The sequence below is a fragment of the Thioalkalivibrio sp. ALJ16 genome (assembly GCF_000377345.1).
GTDB lineage: Bacteria > Pseudomonadota > Gammaproteobacteria > Ectothiorhodospirales > Ectothiorhodospiraceae > Thioalkalivibrio.
Genome location: NZ_KB898037.1, coordinates 320,180 through 337,121, shown reverse-complemented (window position 1 = coordinate 337,121; position 16,942 = coordinate 320,180). Strand labels below are relative to the sequence as shown.

At 67.7% G+C, this 16,942-nt stretch carries 20 protein-coding genes and 1 tRNA gene; 6 read left to right on the top strand and 15 right to left on the bottom strand.

Translation table 11 applies throughout. The annotated features are described in order from the left end of the window. The first annotated feature begins 143 nt into the window (after window positions 1-143). Genes D000_RS0101700 through D000_RS0101690 form a run of 3 tightly spaced genes read left to right on the top strand, consistent with a single transcriptional unit; the run spans window position 144 to window position 2,309 of the window. Window positions 144-632 (top strand): NfeD family protein, encoded by a 489-nt coding sequence (locus D000_RS0101700; RefSeq protein ID WP_018871822.1) that lies wholly within the window; start codon window positions 144-146, stop codon window positions 630-632. A gap of 18 nt (window positions 633-650) precedes the next feature. Further along, entirely contained in the window at window positions 651-1,637 is a 987-nt protein-coding gene (locus D000_RS0101695; RefSeq protein ID WP_018871821.1) for an SPFH domain-containing protein, read from the top strand. Window positions 1,638-1,643: 6 nt separating this feature from the next. After that, complete coding sequence (locus D000_RS0101690) at window positions 1,644-2,309, top strand: metallophosphoesterase (RefSeq protein ID WP_018871820.1); 666 nt, start codon at window positions 1,644-1,646, stop codon at window positions 2,307-2,309. Between the two features lie 58 nt (window positions 2,310-2,367). On the opposite strand, the gene D000_RS0101685 is transcribed toward D000_RS0101690, so the two are convergent. The 3 genes from D000_RS0101685 to D000_RS0101675 form a co-directional block, all read right to left on the bottom strand. Continuing rightward, window positions 2,368-2,444, bottom strand: a tRNA-Met gene (locus D000_RS0101685). Between the two features lie 58 nt (window positions 2,445-2,502). After that, entirely contained in the window at window positions 2,503-2,808 is a 306-nt protein-coding gene (locus tag D000_RS0101680) for a ferredoxin (RefSeq protein ID WP_018871819.1), read from the bottom strand. A gap of 82 nt (window positions 2,809-2,890) precedes the next feature. After that, window positions 2,891-3,628: a YdiY family protein gene (locus D000_RS0101675; RefSeq protein WP_026279681.1), complete on the bottom strand. Its 738-nt coding sequence runs from the start codon at window positions 3,626-3,628 to the stop codon at window positions 2,891-2,893. Here D000_RS0101675 and D000_RS0101670 point away from each other — a divergent pair. After that, window positions 3,627-4,916: a (Fe-S)-binding protein gene (locus tag D000_RS0101670; protein WP_081616620.1), complete on the top strand. Its 1,290-nt coding sequence runs from the start codon at window positions 3,627-3,629 to the stop codon at window positions 4,914-4,916. The two genes, D000_RS0101675 and D000_RS0101670, sit on opposite strands and share 2 nt — an antisense overlap. A gap of 59 nt (window positions 4,917-4,975) precedes the next feature. Then, window positions 4,976-5,617, top strand: coding sequence for a 2-polyprenyl-3-methyl-6-methoxy-1,4-benzoquinone monooxygenase (gene coq7 / locus D000_RS0101665; RefSeq protein ID WP_018871816.1), 642 nt, complete (start codon window positions 4,976-4,978; stop codon window positions 5,615-5,617). A 31-nt stretch (window positions 5,618-5,648) separates the two neighbouring features. Here the strand turns inward: coq7 and speD are convergent, their stop codons facing one another. Together speD and D000_RS0101655 are read right to left on the bottom strand one after the other, a co-directional pair. Next, window positions 5,649-6,458: an adenosylmethionine decarboxylase gene (gene speD / locus D000_RS0101660; RefSeq protein ID WP_018871815.1), complete on the bottom strand. Its 810-nt coding sequence runs from the start codon at window positions 6,456-6,458 to the stop codon at window positions 5,649-5,651. A 121-nt stretch (window positions 6,459-6,579) separates the two neighbouring features. Next, window positions 6,580-7,008: an OsmC family protein gene (locus tag D000_RS0101655; RefSeq protein ID WP_018871814.1), complete on the bottom strand. Its 429-nt coding sequence runs from the start codon at window positions 7,006-7,008 to the stop codon at window positions 6,580-6,582. A gap of 199 nt (window positions 7,009-7,207) precedes the next feature. Here D000_RS0101655 and crp point away from each other — a divergent pair, with 199 nt between their 5' ends. Next, on the top strand, window positions 7,208-7,855 hold the full coding sequence (gene crp / locus D000_RS0101650) for a cAMP-activated global transcriptional regulator CRP (protein WP_018871813.1): 648 nt from the start codon (window positions 7,208-7,210) through the stop codon (window positions 7,853-7,855). A gap of 64 nt (window positions 7,856-7,919) precedes the next feature. Here the strand turns inward: crp and trpC are convergent, their stop codons facing one another. The 10 genes from trpC to D000_RS0101600 form a co-directional block, all read right to left on the bottom strand. Further along, window positions 7,920-8,726, bottom strand: a complete 807-nt coding sequence (gene trpC / locus D000_RS0101645; RefSeq protein ID WP_018871812.1) for an indole-3-glycerol phosphate synthase TrpC — start codon at window positions 8,724-8,726, stop codon at window positions 7,920-7,922. After that, on the bottom strand, window positions 8,726-9,763 hold the full coding sequence (gene trpD, locus D000_RS0101640; protein ID WP_018871811.1) for an anthranilate phosphoribosyltransferase: 1,038 nt from the start codon (window positions 9,761-9,763) through the stop codon (window positions 8,726-8,728). Before trpD ends, trpC begins: the two co-directional genes overlap by 1 nt. A 30-nt stretch (window positions 9,764-9,793) precedes the next feature. Continuing rightward, window positions 9,794-10,999, bottom strand: coding sequence for a multidrug effflux MFS transporter (locus D000_RS0101635; RefSeq protein ID WP_018871810.1), 1,206 nt, complete (start codon window positions 10,997-10,999; stop codon window positions 9,794-9,796). Continuing rightward, a complete protein-coding gene (locus D000_RS0101630; protein ID WP_018871809.1) occupies window positions 10,996-11,589 on the bottom strand; it encodes an aminodeoxychorismate/anthranilate synthase component II in 594 nt (197 codons plus the stop codon). Before D000_RS0101630 ends, D000_RS0101635 begins: the two co-directional genes overlap by 4 nt. Window positions 11,590-11,731: 142 nt before the next feature. Continuing rightward, window positions 11,732-12,565, bottom strand: a complete 834-nt coding sequence (locus D000_RS0101625) for a triacylglycerol lipase (protein WP_051074926.1) — start codon at window positions 12,563-12,565, stop codon at window positions 11,732-11,734. Between the two features lie 53 nt (window positions 12,566-12,618). After that, entirely contained in the window at window positions 12,619-14,106 is a 1,488-nt protein-coding gene (gene trpE, locus D000_RS0101620; protein ID WP_018871807.1) for an anthranilate synthase component I, read from the bottom strand. Between the two features lie 115 nt (window positions 14,107-14,221). After that, window positions 14,222-14,905: a phosphoglycolate phosphatase gene (locus tag D000_RS0101615; RefSeq protein WP_018871806.1), complete on the bottom strand. Its 684-nt coding sequence runs from the start codon at window positions 14,903-14,905 to the stop codon at window positions 14,222-14,224. Between the two features lie 25 nt (window positions 14,906-14,930). Further along, on the bottom strand, window positions 14,931-15,620 hold the full coding sequence (gene rpe, locus D000_RS0101610) for a ribulose-phosphate 3-epimerase (protein ID WP_018871805.1): 690 nt from the start codon (window positions 15,618-15,620) through the stop codon (window positions 14,931-14,933). Between the two features lie 188 nt (window positions 15,621-15,808). Next, a complete protein-coding gene (locus tag D000_RS0101605; RefSeq protein WP_018871804.1) occupies window positions 15,809-16,132 on the bottom strand; it encodes a cytochrome c in 324 nt (107 codons plus the stop codon). 144 nt (window positions 16,133-16,276) lie between these two features. Further along, window positions 16,277-16,942, bottom strand: a complete 666-nt coding sequence (locus D000_RS0101600) for an energy-coupling factor ABC transporter permease (RefSeq protein ID WP_018871803.1) — start codon at window positions 16,940-16,942, stop codon at window positions 16,277-16,279.

Below are 16,942 nucleotides of genomic sequence, written 5' to 3'. Positions count from 1 at the left end.
GGCGACAGCCATGCACGCCCCGGACGATACCCGCTGTCCCGGGTGATCGACCACCGCCAGGGTATTGCCGCCGCGCCAGATGTGAGACGGTTGCACCGCCCTGCACCGAATTCGGGCGCGCGCAACCCAAGGAGACCGTCGCGATGGAAGCAACCCCCTGGATTCTGTCACTGGACCCCTGGCAATACTGGCTGGTCCTGGCCGTCACCATCCTGGTGCTGGATCTGCTGCTGTTCGGTGGGCTGATGTCCGGCGGTGGCGGGGTCACGCTGATCCTGGCCGGCGGGGCACTCGGGGCAATCATCCCGGCCGCGTTCGGGGCCGACATGACCGGACAGATCCTTGGCGGGATTGCCGGCATGATCGTGATGGGGGTCTTCGTCTTCTGGGTCGGCCGGCGCTGGGTGCGGGGGGATGACCGCAACCTGTCCGGCCAGGACGTTCGCGCCGGGCGCGAGATCCTGCAGGTCGAGGATCGTGACGGGCGCCTGGGCGTGACCCTGCTGGGCGACTTCTACCCCGCCCGTCCGGAATCGGAAAACGCTGTATTGCACAACGGCGAGCGCGTGCGCCTCGTCCGCTTCGAGGGCATCACCGCAATCGTGACGCCCGAACCCCAGGACCGCGCGTAAGCGCAAAGGAAAAGCCAAATGGAAGGTCTGATTCTGTTTATCGCAGTGGCCGTGCTGGTCGGCGTGTTCATCTCCATGGGGATCACCATGATCCCGCAGCGCCGGGGCATGGTGATCGAGCGCCTGGGCAAGTTCCACCGGGTGCTGAACCCCGGCCTGAACCTGATCATCCCGTTCGTGGATCAGCCGCGACCGATCACGATCCTGCAGTTCGAGGGCCAGCAGAAGGTCGTACGCACCGAGACCAAGATCGACCTGCGCGAGATCCTGCTGGACTTCCCCAGCCAGGCCGTCGTCACCCGCGACAACGTCGGCGTGACCATCGACGGGGTCATCTACTACCAGATCATGGACCCGCAGGCCGCCGTTTATGGCGCCGAGAATCTGGTGCTCGCAATCCAGACCCTCGCCCAGACCACGCTGCGCTCGGAGATCGGCAAGATGGAACTGGACGACATCTTCGAGAACCGCGAGACCATCAACAAGCAGATGGAGGCGGTGATGGACGAGGCCGGGCAGAAATGGGGCCTCAAGGTGAACCGGGTCGAAATCCGCGACATCTCCATGCCGGAGGACATCGTGCAGGCGATGAACCAGCAGATGGTCGCGGAACGCACCCGCCGCGCCACCGTGCGCGAAGCCGAGGGCTACAAGGAGGCGGAAATCCGGCGCGCCGAAGGCGATCGCGACGCAGCCATCGCGCGCGCCGAGGGTGACAAGCAGGAGGCCGTGCTGCGTGCCCAGGGTGAACGCGAGGCCATCGAACTCATCGTGGGCAGCCTGCGCGACCACCCCGAAGGCGCCAAGGCCGGCGTGAACTACCTGATCGCCCAGCGCTACATCGGCATGCTGCCGGATCTGGCGAAGGATGGCGACCGCGTGTTCGTGCCGATGGAGGGCACCGCCCTGCTGTCGAGCCTGGGCGGCATGCGCGACCTGTTCGGCGCCGGTGCGATGGGCAGCGTGGACACCGCGGCCGGCAGGGCCCAGCCGCCGTCCGCCTAGACCGCCATGAAGGTCGTATTCGTCGGGGATCCGCATGGCCGGGTCCCCGATATCATCGCCGAAATCGAAGCGCACCACGCGGATGCGGATGCCGTCTGCATGGTGGGCGACTTCGACCTCCAGGCGCCGCTCGACCGCTACATCGAGCACCTGGCGATCCCCGTGCTGTATATCCCCGGCAACCACGACTATGACAGCGTCGAGTACCACGACCGCCTGCTGACGTCGCGGATCGCCACCAACATTGATGGCCAGGTCATCCGGATCGGAGGGCTGACCATCGCCGGGCTTGGCGGTCACTTCGTCGGCCGCGTATGGCGACCACCGGAGCCACCCCGGCACCCCTCGAAGGCGAGCTACGCGGCAGCCCTGAACCCGGTCCGGAAATCCGGAACGCCGCCAAACTGGCGCAACGACATGCCCCTGCGCTCCGCGGCGGCGATCTGGCCGGAAGACCTCGAGCGCCTCGCCGGGCAAACGGCCGACGTGCTGGTCACACACGAGGCCCCCACCACCCACCACCACGGCTTTGCCGAGCTGGACCGGCTGGCGCAGCAGATGGGCGTTCGCCTGGTCGTCCACGGCCACCACCACGAGCACTACAGCAAGGCCCTCGGAGACATCCGCGTGATCGGCCTCGGTGCCGCCCGGATCCACACCGAGGTCCTGTAGCGGCCGCCAGGCGGGCACAAAAAAGGGGCTGACGAGGCAGCCCCTTTCGGGAAGACGGTGGTGGCTACGCCCTGATTCGAACAGGGGACCCCATCATTATGAGTGATGTGCTCTAACCAGCTGAGCTACGTAGCCACGCGGGTTGCGAAATCTACGGAGACGGCCGCACAAAGTCAAGTTCGGCGCGCGCCGATCAGATCTGCAGCCGCTCGACAATGCGGCCGTGCTTGAGGTGCTCTTCCAGGATCTCGTCGATGTCGCGTTCGTCGTGGTAGGTGTACCAGACACCTTCGGGGTATACGACGGCGACCGGCCCCTCGTTGCAGCGGTCGAGGCAGCCAGCGGTATTCACGCGCACCTGCCCCTTGCCGTGGATGCCCATGGCCTTCGCCTGGCTCTTGGCGTAGGCACGCATCTCGGTGGCCCCGTGATCCTCGCAGCAATTACCGTCCTCGCGACAGTTAGTGCAGAAGAAGATATGGCGCTGGTAGTAGCCCATGGAAGTCTCCAGTGATCCCTGCGGCTCATGATAACGCTGCCGCCCGCAAAACGACGGGTGGCAGCGCGTGCGGCCCGGGCATTCAACGGAAGCGGTAGACCAGGGCCACGTCCGTGATGGTGTCGGTCTTGTCCACGCCCGGCTCCACGTCGGTGTTGTGCTTCACCGTGAAACTGGTGCGCAGGGACAGGCGGCTGGAGATGTCGGCGGTCAATGCGAGGATGTTCTCGACCTCGGTGTTGTCACTGCCGGTCAGGATCAGCAGTTCGTCGGTCAGACGGGCCGTGTCGCTGATATCCCAGCGGAAGTTGCCGGCGAGGCGGCCGACCGGTTCGCTGTCCGTCTCTCCGGTGGTGCGGATACGCACCTGCCGCATACCGGCACCGATCTCGCCGTCCAGCCGCACGCGCTCGCCGTCGATCAGGCGCCGGCCGTAACCGGCCGTGGCCGAGGCCTGGTAGTCGTAGTTGCTGAAGCGATCGCGCTCGTAGCGCAGCGCGCCGAACACGTAGTCGTGCTCGCCCAGCTTGCGGTCGGCCTGGTACCCGGCGACGTAGCGTTCGCCCGTGGTCTCGTCGTCCTCTTCGTGGAAGAAGGCATCCAGACGAATCCGGTTCCGCCAGTCGACCGTGGTGTGCTCGGCGCGGAAACGGGCGCTGGCATTGGTGGACTCGGTATTCCCGGTGGTCTTGGAGGCGCCCAGCTCGATGCTGGACTGCCAGCCCTCGGCCTCCCAGGCCAGCCCCTGCGAGACTGGTATGCTCGCGAGGATGAGCGAGACCAGCGACAACCGAACAGGACGGCACGAACGCACGAGCATGGAGAACCTCCAGGAAGAAAACGGAGGCAAGACCCTAGCAAAGCCGCTGGGGACATCGGACCGACCCCTGAGATTTCAGGGCCTTTCCGAAGCCGATCAGTGCGTGCATTGCGGGCTCTGCCTGCCACACTGCCCGACCTACGGCTGGCACGGTGTCGAGGGCGATTCTCCCCGCGGGCGGCTGACCTTGATGCAGGGTCTTGCCCAGGGCCACCTGGACCCGGAGGCACCCCGCCTGCGCAGCCATCTGGAGGGCTGCCTGGGCTGCCGCTCCTGCGAGGCCGTATGCCCGGCCCGCGTCCCCTTCGGCGCCCTGATCGATCGTGCCCGCGAGATCCTCGACGAGCAGCCCGGGGCAGCCCCGCACCGGGGCCGCTGGCAACGCCGGCTGCAGCAGCGGGCACTGCGGCAACCGTTCCTGCGCACGCTTGGTGGGCTGACCGCGCGCGCCGGGGCGCGTCTGGGTGCGGAGAGGCTGCTGCCGGACGGCCCCTGGAAGCGCAGCCTTGCACACACACGGGACTCCCTCGCACCGTCACCCAGGCTCGGGCCGGCCGCGCGCGACGAGGAGGCGGACCTGCTGCTGTTCACCGGCTGCATGGACCGTTTCTTCACCGGACCGGATCTGGAGGCCGCACTGGAGGTCCTGACCGCACTGGGCGCTCGCGTCGCGATCCCCCGCGGGCAGGCCTGCTGTGGAGCGCTGGATCAGCACACCGGGCGGCTCAGCGCCGCGCAGGCACTGCGCCGGCGCAACATCGAGGCCTTTGGCGCGGCGGACACGCGGCCCGTGGTTGCGCTCGACAGCGGCTGCGAGGCCACCCTGCGCGAGTACCCGGATACCGCCCTGGCCACCCGCGCCCTCAGCCTGACGCGCTTCCTCGCCGAACGCCTGAAGACCGGCGGCGCGGACATCTGGACCGATACACCGGTACGCATAGCGCTGCACCTGCCCTGTACCCAGCGCAACGTGACCCGCGAGGCCCGCGACCTGCCCGGCCTGCTGGGGCAACTGCCCGGGGTCACTCTGGTCGCGGTCGATGCCGCCCCGAACTGTTGCGGCGCGGGCGGAACCGCCATGCTGACCCAGCCGGCGATGGCCGACGCCCTGGGCCGGGCGACCCTGGACGCCCTGACCGCGGACACCCCAGAGCTGATTATCAGTCCGAACGTCGGCTGCAGCGTGCATCTGCGTGCCCTCGGGGCGGCACAGGCGGACGGGCCGCCGATCCTGTCACCGGCGCGCTTCCTCGCCTCGCGCCTGGCGCAACGCCAATCCAGGCGCTGATCCCGACGCACGCTTGCGGTACCCTTGATACTCAAACCACCGCCCGACGGCAGGATCCCATGCGCCGACTCTCTCCGCTGGACCACCTCATCAGCCAGGCCGATGCGTTCGTGAAGGTCGTCTCCGGCCATGCCCGCGCGACCGGCCGCCCATCCCCGGGCGGGGATGACATCGGCCCGCACCTGGACGATCACGAGCGTGACCTCTCCACCCGCCTGATGCGCGTTAATCACGCCGGCGAGGTCGCGGCCCAGGGGCTTTACCAGGGACAGATGCTGACCGCCCGCAACCCCGAGATCCGCGACCATCTGGACCAAGCCTCGCGCGAGGAGGGCGACCACCTGCACTGGTGCGCGCGCCGGGTGCACGACCTCGGCGGCCGCACCAGCCTGCTGGGCCCGTTCTGGTACGTGGGGTCGTTCGGGATGGGCGCCCTCGCCGGCCTGACCGGCGACGCCTACAGCCTGGGCTTTATCGACGAGACCGAACGCCAGGTCGAGCGGCACCTGGATCGGCACCTGGACCGCCTGCCGGCGCAGGACGAGGTCTCCGCGCGCATCCTCGAGCAGATGAAGCAGGACGAGGTCGAGCACGGCGCGCATGCCATGGCGCTCGGCGGCAAGGCGCCCCCCTGGCCGGTACGCAACCTGCTGATGCCGCTGACCTCCAGCGTGATGACACGCACCGCCTACTGGATCTGACCCGGCGCCCGCGCCAGCCAGCGGCCGCGCGTCAGCCGGGACGGTTCATGTTCTTGCCGTAGAAAATCTCCATCATCTCGTGCTTGAGCAGCTTGGAGATGCGCTTGGCCTCCTTGGCCGAGTAGTCGTCCTTGCCCAGCCCGAACAGATAGCTGTCTAGGTCAAAGTCCTTCAGCACCATCTTGGTGTGGAACAGGTACTCCTGGTACACGTTCACGTCCACCATCTGGTACTTCTCCTTGGTGTCGCGCGAGAGGAAGTCCTGGATGGAGTTGATCTTGTGATCGATGAAGTGCTTCTTGCCGCGCACATCGCGGGTAAAACCGCGCACGCGGTAATCCATGATCACGATGTCCGACTCGAAGCTGTGGATCAGGTAGTTCAGCGCGCGCAGCGGCGAGATGCGGCCACAGGTGGACACATCGATATCCGCGCGGAAGGTCGCGATCCCGCCCTCCGGATGCGCCTCCGGGTAGGTGTGGACCGTGATATGGCTCTTGTCGAGATGGCCGACCACCGTCTCCGGCAGCGGGCCCGGGCCCTCGGTGTAGCCGATCATCTCGGTCGCCACCGGCTCCTCGGAGATCAGCATCGTCACCGAGGCGCCCTGCGGGTCGTAGTCCTGGCGCGAGATATCCAGGATGTTGGCCCCGATCAGGTGGGCCACGTCGGAAAGGATCTGCGTCAGACGCTGGGCGTTGTACGCCTCGTCGATATACGCAATGTATTCATCGCGATGCCGCTCACCCGAGGCATAGCAGATATCGTAGATATTGAAGCTCAGGCTCTTGGTCAGGTTATTGAAACCGTGGAGCTTGATCTGCTTCTTGTGACGAGGCATGGCGTGTCCTCTTGCCCGGGCCGCAGCGAGCGGCGAATTGTAGACGTCCCGGGCCCACTAGGGAAACACCAGGCAAAGACCGCGCCGGGCCGGTGCACGACGCAGCCACGCTCGGGCCCCTTCAGCGCGGGGCCGGGCCCTCGATAATCTCGAAGTCGTGAGTCACCTTTGCAGATGCCCCCAGCATCAGCGATGCCGAGCAGTACTTCTCGGCGGAAAGCCCCACCGCGCGCCCCACCTGCTTCTCCGACAGCCCGTGGCCGTACACCCGGAAATGCACATGGATATCGGTAAACACCTTGGGGACCGTTTCCGCCCGCGTGCCGTCCACCGTCACCACGCAGTCCAGCACCTCCTGACGCGCCTTCTTGAGCATCGCGATCACATCGAAGCTGGTGCAGCCGCCCATGCCCAGCAGCAGCATCTCCATCGGCCGGGCGCCCAGATTGCGCCCGCCGGCATCCGGTGCGCCATCCATCACGACCGCGTGCCCGCTGTCGGTCTCGCCGACGAATGCCACCTGGTCCAGCCATCTCACTTTCACCTGCATCGGGCTCGTCCTTTCCTGCTGTTGGATGGAAACATCCACGCCTATACTCTGGGGCGACTGTACTGAGGCCGGACCTGCTGCACAAAATCGGAGGCCTGGAACCGGAATTTGTGACCCGCGCCAACCCGCCCCGTCTAGTGGGCGCGAATGCTGCATTACACTGGCGCCCATCCTCACCGACCTGCAACCGGACGTGAACATGGAAGCCATGCACAACCCGTTCGTCTACCGCCCGTCCCAGCCCTCGCCGGCACTGGAGCGTTTCCTTGGCTACTGCCACCGCCGCCAGTACCGCAAGCGCACCACCATCATCCATTCCGGCACAGTCCCGGACACGCTGTACTACGTGGTGAGCGGTTCGGTATCGGTGCTGGGCGAGAACAACGGTCATGAACTCGTCCTGGCCTATCTGAACAAGGGCGAATTCTTCGGCGAGCTTGGCATGTTCGAGGACGATCCGCGTTCGGCCACGGTCGTCACTCGCGAGGATACCGAGACCGCCGAGATCCCCTACACCCAGTTCCGCGAGATTGCGCAGCGCGACCCGGAGATCCTGATGCTGCTGACCAGCCAGATCGCCACCCGCCTGCGCCAGACCTCGCGCAAGGTAATGGACCTGGCCTTTGTCGACGTCACCGGCCGCATTGCCCATACCCTGCTGGACCTGGCACGCCAGCCCGACGCCATGACCCACCCGGACGGCATGCAGCTGCGCATCACCCGCCAGGAGATCGCGCGCATCGTCGGCTGCTCGCGCGAGATGGCCGGGCGCGTGCTGAAGGATCTGGAGGAACGCGGGCTGATCACCGCCCACGGCAAGACCATCGTCGTGTTCGGCACCCGCTAAGGGCATCCTGGCAAGGGCCTGCCCACCGCGATCGCGGGCAAACCGCGGACGACGGGCCCCGGGTTCAGTCCTCGCCGCGGAACAGCCGGCCCAGCGCCAGCCCCGGATCCTCGGTCCGCATGAAGGCCTCGCCCACGAGGAAGGCATTCACCCCCGCCTCCTGCATGCGCGCCACATCCTCGCGGGTATGGATGCCGCTCTCCGTGACCAGTAGCGCCGAGTCCGGCACCTGGTCCTTCAGCTCCAGCGTGGTCTCCAGGCGCGTCTCGAAGGTACGCAGGTCGCGGTTATTGATGCCGATCAGGTCCGCACCGATCTTCTTCGCGCGCTCGAGTTCCTCGGCATCGTGCACCTCGACCAGGGCATCCATGCCCAGCTCACGGGTCAGGAAATACAGTTCGTGCAGCGCGGTGTCATCCAGCGCGGCGGCGATCAACAGCACGCAGTCCGCCCCCAGCACCCGCGCCTCGTAGACCTGGTAGAGGTCGATCACGAAGTCCTTGCGCAGGATCGGCAGCTGGCAGGCCACACGCGCATCGCGCAGGTCCCCGTCACGCCCCTTGAAGAAATCCACGTCGGTCAGCACCGACAGGCAGGTGGCCCCGTGTTCCTCGTAGCTGCGGGCAAAGGCCTCGGGGTTGAAGTTCGGGCTGATCTGGCCCTGGCTGGGGCTGGCCTTCTTGATCTCCGCGATCACGGCCGCACGGCCGGCATCGATATCACGCTGCAGCGCCGCCCGGAACCCGCGCGGCTCCGGGGCCGAGCCCATCCAGCCACGCAGCTCGCGCAGGGGCCAGTAGGCCTCGCGTTCCTTCAGCTCCTCGCGCTTGCGCTCGAGGATCCGCTTGAGGATGTCCGGGACGTCGTTCATCAGGTTCCTGCTCCTTGATTGGTCAATCGTGCACTGGTCGCCTGCAGCCGCTCCAGGCGCTCGCGGGCCGCGCCAGAGTCAATGGCCTCGGCCGCGCGGCCGACGCCCGCGGCCAGCGACTCGGCGCCGCCCCCGGCGTAGATCGCGGCCCCGGCGTTCAGCAGGACGATATCGCGGGCGGCGCCGGCCTGCCCTTCCAGCACCCCGCGCAGCATCGCGGCCGAGGCCTCCACGCTGTCGACCCGGATCGCGTCGAGCCCGCTCCGTGCCAGACCGAAGTCCTCCGGCACCACGGTGTACTCCTCGATCGCGCCGTCCTTCAGCTCGGCCACACGGGTCGGGGCACCGATGCTGATCTCGTCCAGCCCGTCTTCGGCGTGCACCACCAGCACGTGCTCGCTGCCGAGGCCCTTCAGGGCCTCGGCCAGCGGCCGCACCCAGGCATCGGAGAACACGCCCAGCACCTGATTCGGCGCCCCGGCGGGGTTGGTCAGCGGGCCCAGCACATTGAACAGCGTGCGCACACCCAGCTCCTTGCGCGGGCCAATCGCGTGTTTCATCGCGCCATGATGGGCCGGGGCAAACAGGAAGCCGACGCCGACCTCCTCGATGCAGGTACCGACCGCCTCTGGCGACAGCCCGAGATGGATCCCCAGGTGCTCCAGCACATCCGCGGAGCCGGACTTCGACGACACCGAACGGTTGCCGTGCTTGGCCACCCGCACGCCCCCGGCCGCCGCGACCAGCGCCGAGGCGGTGGAGATATTGAAGGTGCCGGAGGCATCACCGCCGGTGCCGCAGGTATCGACCAGCCCGGTCCGCGGGACATCCACGCGTGTGGCCAGCTCGCGCATTACACCGGCCGCCGCGCGGATCTCCTCGATAGTCTCGCCCTTCATGCGCAGGGCCACCAGCAGCCCGCCAATCTGGGCATCGGTGGCCTCGCCGGTCATCACTGCCTGCATCACGGCGGTCATGGCCGCCGCGTCCAGGTTCTGGCGTTCGATCAGGGCCGCTATGGCTTGCTGCACGGTCACAGGGCTGCTCCTGTCGGGGAATGGGGAGCGCTAGTGTAACGCCCGCGCCGGGGTGCGACGACCGCGCACCTCCGGCCCGCTCCACCACAACAGCGCGGCGGCGACCCAGATCACCAGCGCGGCGCCGACCAGCCACGCCAGATGGTCGTCCAGGCGATCGACCAGGAACAGCGCCAGCAGCGCGCTGAAGCCCAGCTGGATAAACGCCTGCATCGCGGCGGCCATGCCCCGCGCGGCCGGATAGCAATCCAGCGCCAGCAGGGTCAGCGACGGCATCGCGGTCGCAAGGGCAAAGCTGTACAGCGCAAAGGGCAGTGTGATCGCCGCCACCGGGCCGTCACTGATCGTGGCCAGCCCCACTAACGCCAGCGCCAACCCGGACAGGCCAAGCCCGGTGACGATGGCCTGCGGCGGCCGGACCACCCCGGCCACCCGGCCGGCGACGAAACCGCCCACGACCAGCCCGGCCACCAGCGGCAGAAACAGCCACCAGAAATCGCGCTCGTCCCCGCCCAGATGTTCGTAGATCACGGTGGGCGAAGCCGCGATAAACAGGAACATGGCACCGAACATCCCGGCATGCACCCCCGCCGGCCGCAGGAAGGCCGGGTTGCGCAGGGTGCCGAGATAGCCACGGATCACCGGCGGCAGGCGTGCCGGGACACGCCCGACCGGTGGCAGGGTCTCCGGCAGCCAGGCACGAATCGCCAGCAGCAGCACCACCCCGTAAAGCGTCAGGAAGGCAAACACCGACCGCCAGCCGAATGCGGCCTGCAGCCAGCCACCGATGATCGGGGCCGCGGCCGGGCCGAGCGCGAACATCATGGTCACCAGGGCGAAGACCCGGCGCGCTTCGGTGGCATCGAAACGATCGCGGATCAGGGCGCGCCCGACCACAACCCCGGCCGCCGCAGCCAGGCCCTGCCCCATACGCAGCGCGAGCACCTGCCAGTACTCCACCGCGACCACCAGCAGGGCCGAGGTCAGGACATAGACCAGCAGGGCCCACAGCACCACCGGGCGGCGCCCGAAGGCATCCGACAAAGGCCCGGCGATCAGGGTCGCGACCGCAAACGCCACCAGATAGGCCGACAGGGTGGCCTGCATCGCGGCCCCGTCGACCGCCAGCGCCGCGGCCATCGCCGGAAACGAGGGCAGGTAGGTATCCAGCGAGAACGGCGCCAGCATCGCCAGCGGCGCGACCAGCAAGGCGAAGCGCAGCCGCGTGCGCCTCACGCCGGTTGCGGCAGCCGGCGCAGGAAGTTGCCGAGGAGCTCGTGCCCCTGTCGGGTCAGGATGGATTCGGGATGGAACTGCACACCCTCGACGTCCAGCTCGCGGTGGCGCAGGCCCATAATCTCGTCGCGGGTGCCGTCCTCGCGCTGGGTCCAGGCGGTCACCTCCAGGCAGTCCGGCAGGCTGGTCGCCTCCACCACCAGCGAGTGGTAACGCGTGGCCTCAAGCGGGTTTTCCAGACCAGTGAACACCCCCACCCCGGTGTGGTGAACGGGCGAAGTCTTGCCGTGCATGATCTCGCGCGCCCGCACCACACGACCGCCGAAGACCTGGCCAATCGCCTGATGCCCGAGGCAGACCCCGAGGATCGGGATCTCGCCCGCGAAGCGCCGGATCACCTCCAGCGACACCCCCGCCTCGTTCGGCGTGCAGGGGCCGGGCGAGATCACGATACCCTCCGGCGCCAGCTCCGCGATCTGATCCGGGGTGATGCAGTCGTTGCGGTGCACCACCACCTCGGCCCCCAGCTCGCCCAGGTACTGGACCAGGTTGAAGGTGAACGAGTCATAGTTGTCGAGCATCAGGATCATGGCGGACATTCCTGCAGGCCGGAGAAGACAGAAGGAGCGGCGGCACCTGCCACAACCACCAGGGGCGGGCACACGAACAGCATAACCCGGGCCCGGCCCGGTTGCCGCGCAACCGGAAGGGCGCTGGCGGATCGTGGCACGATCAGTGCGGCAGCAGCAACGCCGCCAGCAGCGTGCCGTCCGCGGCCTCCAGCCGGTGTCCGCCGGGGCTCGGCAGGGTCTGCGCACGCCCGCTCAGGGCCGGCAGGCGGTTCATGTCCTGGCTCGCGGCATCCACCCAGGGATCCGCCAGCCGTACGACCGACACGTAGCGTATGGGCGGGTGCTCGCGCGTGTTCAGCCACTCGAGATAGGCGCGGTCCGGCGATGCGCCGTCCGGGCCCCACAGGCCCTCGCGCCGGTGCAGGCCCTCCATCCCGATAAAGGGCGCATACAGGCCCAGCGGGGAATCGGCCAATGCGTCCGTCACCGAACGCGCCAGGGCGGACCAGCCGCCCCCCGCATGCGGAGCGGAAAACGTCACCAGGGTGGAGATTGCCGGGTGCGGCTGGCGCACCAGCAACTCACGCGCCACGACGCCGCCACTGGAATGCCCGACCAGCACCAGTTCCTGCCCCGGATGGCGCCGTGCCAGGGCCTCGACGACCAGACCGAGCGCACGCGCGCGTTGGGCCGGCACGCCTCCCGCCGGCAGGTCCACGGTGTAAAACTGGCGCGGCGCCGGATCCGGAGCACGATCAAACCAGGGGGCCTCCAGTCGGGCCCGGGCCCGACCGCCATCGGCATACCCGGCGGCGTTCAGGGCCGCGGTGACTCCGGCATGGCGAAAGCTGTCGCCGCGATCCCAGCCCCCGGGTACCAGCACCACGATCTGCGCCGCCGCGAGTGTCGGCAGCAGCCACAGGGCGAGCATCAGAAGCAGGAGCCAGGAACCCCGCCAGCGCCCGCCATCGCCGCCGGTCAACCACCGTGCCATGCCCCCGCACCATCGCACCCGAGCCATGAGCGTGTGCACGGTTCCGGGCTCCCTCAGCCCTTGTGGCGCCGGGGCCCGAGGCCGCCCAGGGCGGTCTCGGCCGCACGCACTACGGCACGCCCCTTGTTCAGGGTCTCCTGCCACTCGCTTTCGGGCACCGAGTCATGCACCACGCCGGCCCCGGCCTGGATATGCAGCTCGCCGTCGTGCAGTACGGCCGTGCGGATCGCGATCGCGGTATCCATGTTGCCGGACCAGGAGAGGTAGCCGACCGCCCCGGAATACGGCCCGCGCTTGACCGGCTCCAGCTCGTCGATGATTTCCAGCGCGCGGATCTTCGGGGCGCCGGAGACCGTGCCAGCCGGGAAGGTCGCGCGCAGCACGTCCATCGGCGAATGGCCGGGGGCCAGGCGGCCTTCCACGTTGGAGACGATGTGCATCACATGCGAGTAGCGCTCGATGGTCATGGTGTCGGTCACCTCCACCGAACCGATCTCGCAGACCCGGCCGACGTCGTTGCGGCCCAGGTCGATCAGCATCAGGTGTTCGGCGCGCTCCTTCGGGTCCGCCAGCAGCTCGGCCTCCAGCGCGCGGTCCTCCTCCTCGGTACGCCCGCGCGGGCGGGTGCCGGCGATCGGACGCACGGTCACGCGGTCGTCCTCGAGCCGCACCAGGATCTCCGGCGAGGCCCCGACCACGTGATGGTCGTCCAGGTCCAGGTAGTACATGTAGGGCGACGGGTTCAGCGCCCGCAGCGCGCGGTAGAGGTTCAGCGGGGGCGCCGAGAATGGCACGCTCATGCGCTGCGCCAGCACCACCTGCATCACGTCGCCGTCCATGATGTATTCCTGCGCCCGCGCCACGGCCGCCTGGAAGCCCTTGGCCGACCAGCCCGGCACGTACTCCGGCACCGCATGCGGATGCGGTGGATCCTCCGGGGGCACCAACGGCTCGCCGAGACGGGTCTCCAGCTCATCCAGACGCGTGGCCGCCACGGCCTGGCCATCGGCCTGGGTCGCATCGGCGTGCACCACCAGGTACAGCCGCCCGGAGAGGTTGTCGTAGACCACGACCTCCTCCGAGACCATCAGCAGGATGTCCGGCAGTCCCAGGGCATCGGGCTTTTCCGGGCCCTCCAGGCGCGGCTCGATCAGGCGCACGGTCTCGAAGCCGAAGTAGCCGACCAGACCACCGGTGAAGCGCGGCAGGCCCGGCAGTTCGGCGACCTTGAAACGCGCCTGGTAGGCCTCGATCCAGGCCAGCGGATCGGTCTCGGTGGTCTGCTCGACCACCGCGCCGCCGGTCTCCACCGTGATGTCGTGACCGTGCACCCGCACGCGGGTCCGCGCCGGCAGACCGATAAAGGAATACCGGCCCCACCGTTCCCCGCCCTGCACCGACTCGAACAGGTAGGAATACGGCCGGTTGGCCAGCTTCAGGAAGATGGACAGCGGAGTCTCGAGATCCGCCAGGACCTCGCGTACCAGCGGGATGCGGTTATAGCCCTCGCGGGCGAGCTGATCGAACTGTTCGGGGGTCATCACAACGGTTCCTGACGGGAGGAGTGGGCAGCAAACGCATCAGTCGCCGCTTCGCCATCGCCCCGCTGCCTGGCCCATTCGCTGGCCGATTGGGCGACCCGTTGCGATCATCGACTTATGCCGCCCGGGCGGGCAGCAGGCCCGGCAGCTCGTCCAGGCGATCGAGCACCGCGTCCGGCTGCTCGTCGCGGATATCGTTGCCGTGGTTGTAGCCGTAGGTCATGCAGACGATCTGGAAGCCGGCCGCGCGCGCCGCCTTCACGTCGCTCTTCGAGTCCCCGACCATCAGCGACTCGGAGGGGTCAACACCCAACTCGTTCGCCGCGTGCAGCAGCGGAGCCGGGTCGGGCTTTTTCTGCGGGAGGGCATCGCCGGCGACCACGATCTCGAAGTCGTCGAGGATGCCCTTTTCGCGCAGCAGCGGCACGGTGAAGCGCTCGGCCTTGTTGGTCACGCAGCCCAGGCGGTAACCGGCGGCCTTCAGCTGGTCCAGCCCCTCGCGCACCCCCGGGTACAGCGGAGAGCGCCCGGCGGTGTTCTCCTGGTAGATGCGCATGAATACGGGCAGTGCGCGTTCGAAGGCGTCCGGGTCCGGCTCGCCGTCGAGCGCATTGATCAGTGCCCGCTTGACCAGCCGCTCCACGCCGTTGCCGACCCAGTTGCGCACGGCCGCCTCGCCACGCTCGGGCAGACCCAGCTCCCGCATCATGGCATCCACGCTGTAGGCGAGGTCCGGCACGCTGTCGATCAGCGTGCCGTCCAGGTCGATCAGGATCATGCGGGGGCGCTTCAGGGACATCCCGGTCTCCGTTGGACGTGGCGAATCAGGCCTTGGCCAGTTCGTCGCGCATCTGCTGGATGATGCTGTTGTAGCGGTTCGCGTCGGAGTCGCTGGACGCGCCGAAGATCGCGGAACCGGCGACGAAGGTATCGGCACCCGCGGCCTTGATCTCGCGGATGTTGTCGGCCTTCACGCCACCGTCGATCTCGAGGCGGATGTCACGCCCGGAGGCATCGATCATCTTGCGTGCGGCACGCAGCTTGTCGAGCGTGGCCGGGATGAACTTCTGGCCGCCAAAGCCCGGGTTCACCGACATCAGCAGGATCATGTCGACCTTGTCCATCACATATTCCAGGTAGGACAGCGGGGTCGCCGGGTTGAACACCAGACCGGCCTTGCAGCCCTCGGCATGGATCAGCTGCAGGGTGCGGTCGATATGATCGGAGGCCTCCGGGTGGAAGGTAATGTAGCTGGCACCGGCCTGGGCAAAGTCCGGGATGATACGGTCCACCGGCTTGACCATCAGGTGCACATCGATCGGCGCGGTCACGCCATGCTTGCGCAGGGCATCGCAGACCAGCGGGCCGATGGTCAGGTTCGGCACGTAGTGGTTGTCCATCACGTCGAAGTGGACGATGTCCGCGCCGGAGGCCAGGACGTTGTCGACTTCCTCGCCCAGACGGGCAAAGTCGGCGGAGAGGATGGACGGGGCAATGAAATCGGGTTGTGCCATGGGAAGCCTCGCAGGAATCTCTGGGATAGCGGGACCGACCATCGGTCACGCTCTCGGAACCGCGGAACTTTACCGGATGCCGCCATGCCAGGCAAAAGACGGGGCCCGCGCCGGGCCCTGCAACGCAAACGGGCCGGGGAAACCCCGGCCCGTTTGCCACCTTGCCTGCCGCTGGCAGGGCGACGGGTTCAGTTGAACTCGGTCGCGATAAAGGCGGAGATGTTGGCGATATCGTCGTCGCTCAGGCCCTGTGCCTGAGGGCGCATCAGCGCGGTGTGGTCACCGACCTCCTCGCCAGCGCGGTAGCGCTCGAGCTTGTCGATCAGGTAGTCCGCATCCTTGCCCACCAACGCCGGGAAGATCGCCTGCCCCTTGCCCTCGGCGCCGTGGCAGCTCGCGCAGGAGGTCTGGTACTTGGACTGACCGGCCTGAATATCGGCGGCCTGGGCCGCGGTGGACAGCATCAGGATGCTCCCTGCAATCCCGGCCAGAACGAACAGCTTGGTTTTCATTCTTGTGGTCTCCTCGATTCTCGATACCGGACGGGTCTGCCCCGTCTTGAGGCGAACGTTAGCAGGGGCTTCCTGAATGGTGCATTAACATAGAAGGTAATGGGGGAAATGCCCGCATGACGCCAATATCGGGTCCTGCGCAGGTCAGCGACCGTGGATGTAGCGCTCGTCCGACCAGGTCGCCAGCCACTCCGGACGCACCATGACCAGGCCGGTGATCACGATCCCGTTGACCACCGCCTCCGGCAGCACCAGCAGGGCCAGGTAACGCAGGTAATCGCGGTAGATATCCTGCCAGGCGAGTTCGGTGAACAGCCCGTAGATCAGCGCCGAACCCAGTACGGCCGCCACCACCGACAGCGCCCCGCCCAGAAAACCGACCGCATACAGGTAAATGAACATGTGCGCAGGGAGGTAGACCTGGGACAGCCGCAGCAGCGCCCAGGTGACCGCAACCGGCAGGATGCCGGCCAGCAGGACCGTCAACGGAACGGCCATCAGCGGCAGCAGGCCGAACAGACCCAGGGCCACCACCACCAGAAACACCATCAGGATGGCCAGTTGCCAGCCGAACATCAGGGTCACGACGGTCATGCCGAGGAAATGCAGGGCGAGGCCATCGAGGGTCTGCGCCCGCAGGCTCCAGATCAGGAGCAGGCACAGCGTGGCAATCACGAACAGCTGGGCGCGCCCGGGTACGAAGAAGGCCTCCCAGGGCATGCGCCGCAGCATCACCAGCATGCCGATACCCAGCAGCACGGCGGAGAGCACCCGGAGCGCGACCGGCAGTTCGCCCGCCCCCTCGACCAT

Coding starts and splice junctions, on each gene's coding strand:
- trpC (WP_018871812.1), bottom strand. CDS start 8,726: ATGAACGACGTCCCGGACATCCTCAAGCGGATCCTCGAGCGCAAGCGC.
- trpE (WP_018871807.1), bottom strand. CDS start 14,106: ATGACCCCCGAACAGTTCGATCAGCTCGCCCGCGAGGGCTATAACCGC.
- D000_RS0101605 (WP_018871804.1), bottom strand. CDS start 16,132: ATGAAAACCAAGCTGTTCGTTCTGGCCGGGATTGCAGGGAGCATCCTG.
- crp (WP_018871813.1), top strand. CDS start 7,208: ATGGAAGCCATGCACAACCCGTTCGTCTACCGCCCGTCCCAGCCCTCG.
- D000_RS0101655 (WP_018871814.1), bottom strand. CDS start 7,008: ATGCAGGTGAAAGTGAGATGGCTGGACCAGGTGGCATTCGTCGGCGAG.
- speD (WP_018871815.1), bottom strand. CDS start 6,458: ATGCCTCGTCACAAGAAGCAGATCAAGCTCCACGGTTTCAATAACCTG.
- rpe (WP_018871805.1), bottom strand. CDS start 15,620: ATGGCACAACCCGATTTCATTGCCCCGTCCATCCTCTCCGCCGACTTT.
- D000_RS0101600 (WP_018871803.1), bottom strand. CDS start 16,942: ATGGTCGAGGGGGCGGGCGAACTGCCGGTCGCGCTCCGGGTGCTCTCC.
- D000_RS0101630 (WP_018871809.1), bottom strand. CDS start 11,589: ATGATCCTGATGCTCGACAACTATGACTCGTTCACCTTCAACCTGGTC.
- D000_RS0101670 (WP_081616620.1), top strand. CDS start 3,627: ATGGAGAACCTCCAGGAAGAAAACGGAGGCAAGACCCTAGCAAAGCCG.
- D000_RS0101700 (WP_018871822.1), top strand. CDS start 144: ATGGAAGCAACCCCCTGGATTCTGTCACTGGACCCCTGGCAATACTGG.
- D000_RS0101675 (WP_026279681.1), bottom strand. CDS start 3,628: ATGCTCGTGCGTTCGTGCCGTCCTGTTCGGTTGTCGCTGGTCTCGCTC.
- D000_RS0101625 (WP_051074926.1), bottom strand. CDS start 12,565: ATGGCACGGTGGTTGACCGGCGGCGATGGCGGGCGCTGGCGGGGTTCC.
- D000_RS0101695 (WP_018871821.1), top strand. CDS start 651: ATGGAAGGTCTGATTCTGTTTATCGCAGTGGCCGTGCTGGTCGGCGTG.
- coq7 (WP_018871816.1), top strand. CDS start 4,976: ATGCGCCGACTCTCTCCGCTGGACCACCTCATCAGCCAGGCCGATGCG.
- D000_RS0101615 (WP_018871806.1), bottom strand. CDS start 14,905: ATGTCCCTGAAGCGCCCCCGCATGATCCTGATCGACCTGGACGGCACG.
- D000_RS0101680 (WP_018871819.1), bottom strand. CDS start 2,808: ATGGGCTACTACCAGCGCCATATCTTCTTCTGCACTAACTGTCGCGAG.
- D000_RS0101690 (WP_018871820.1), top strand. CDS start 1,644: ATGAAGGTCGTATTCGTCGGGGATCCGCATGGCCGGGTCCCCGATATC.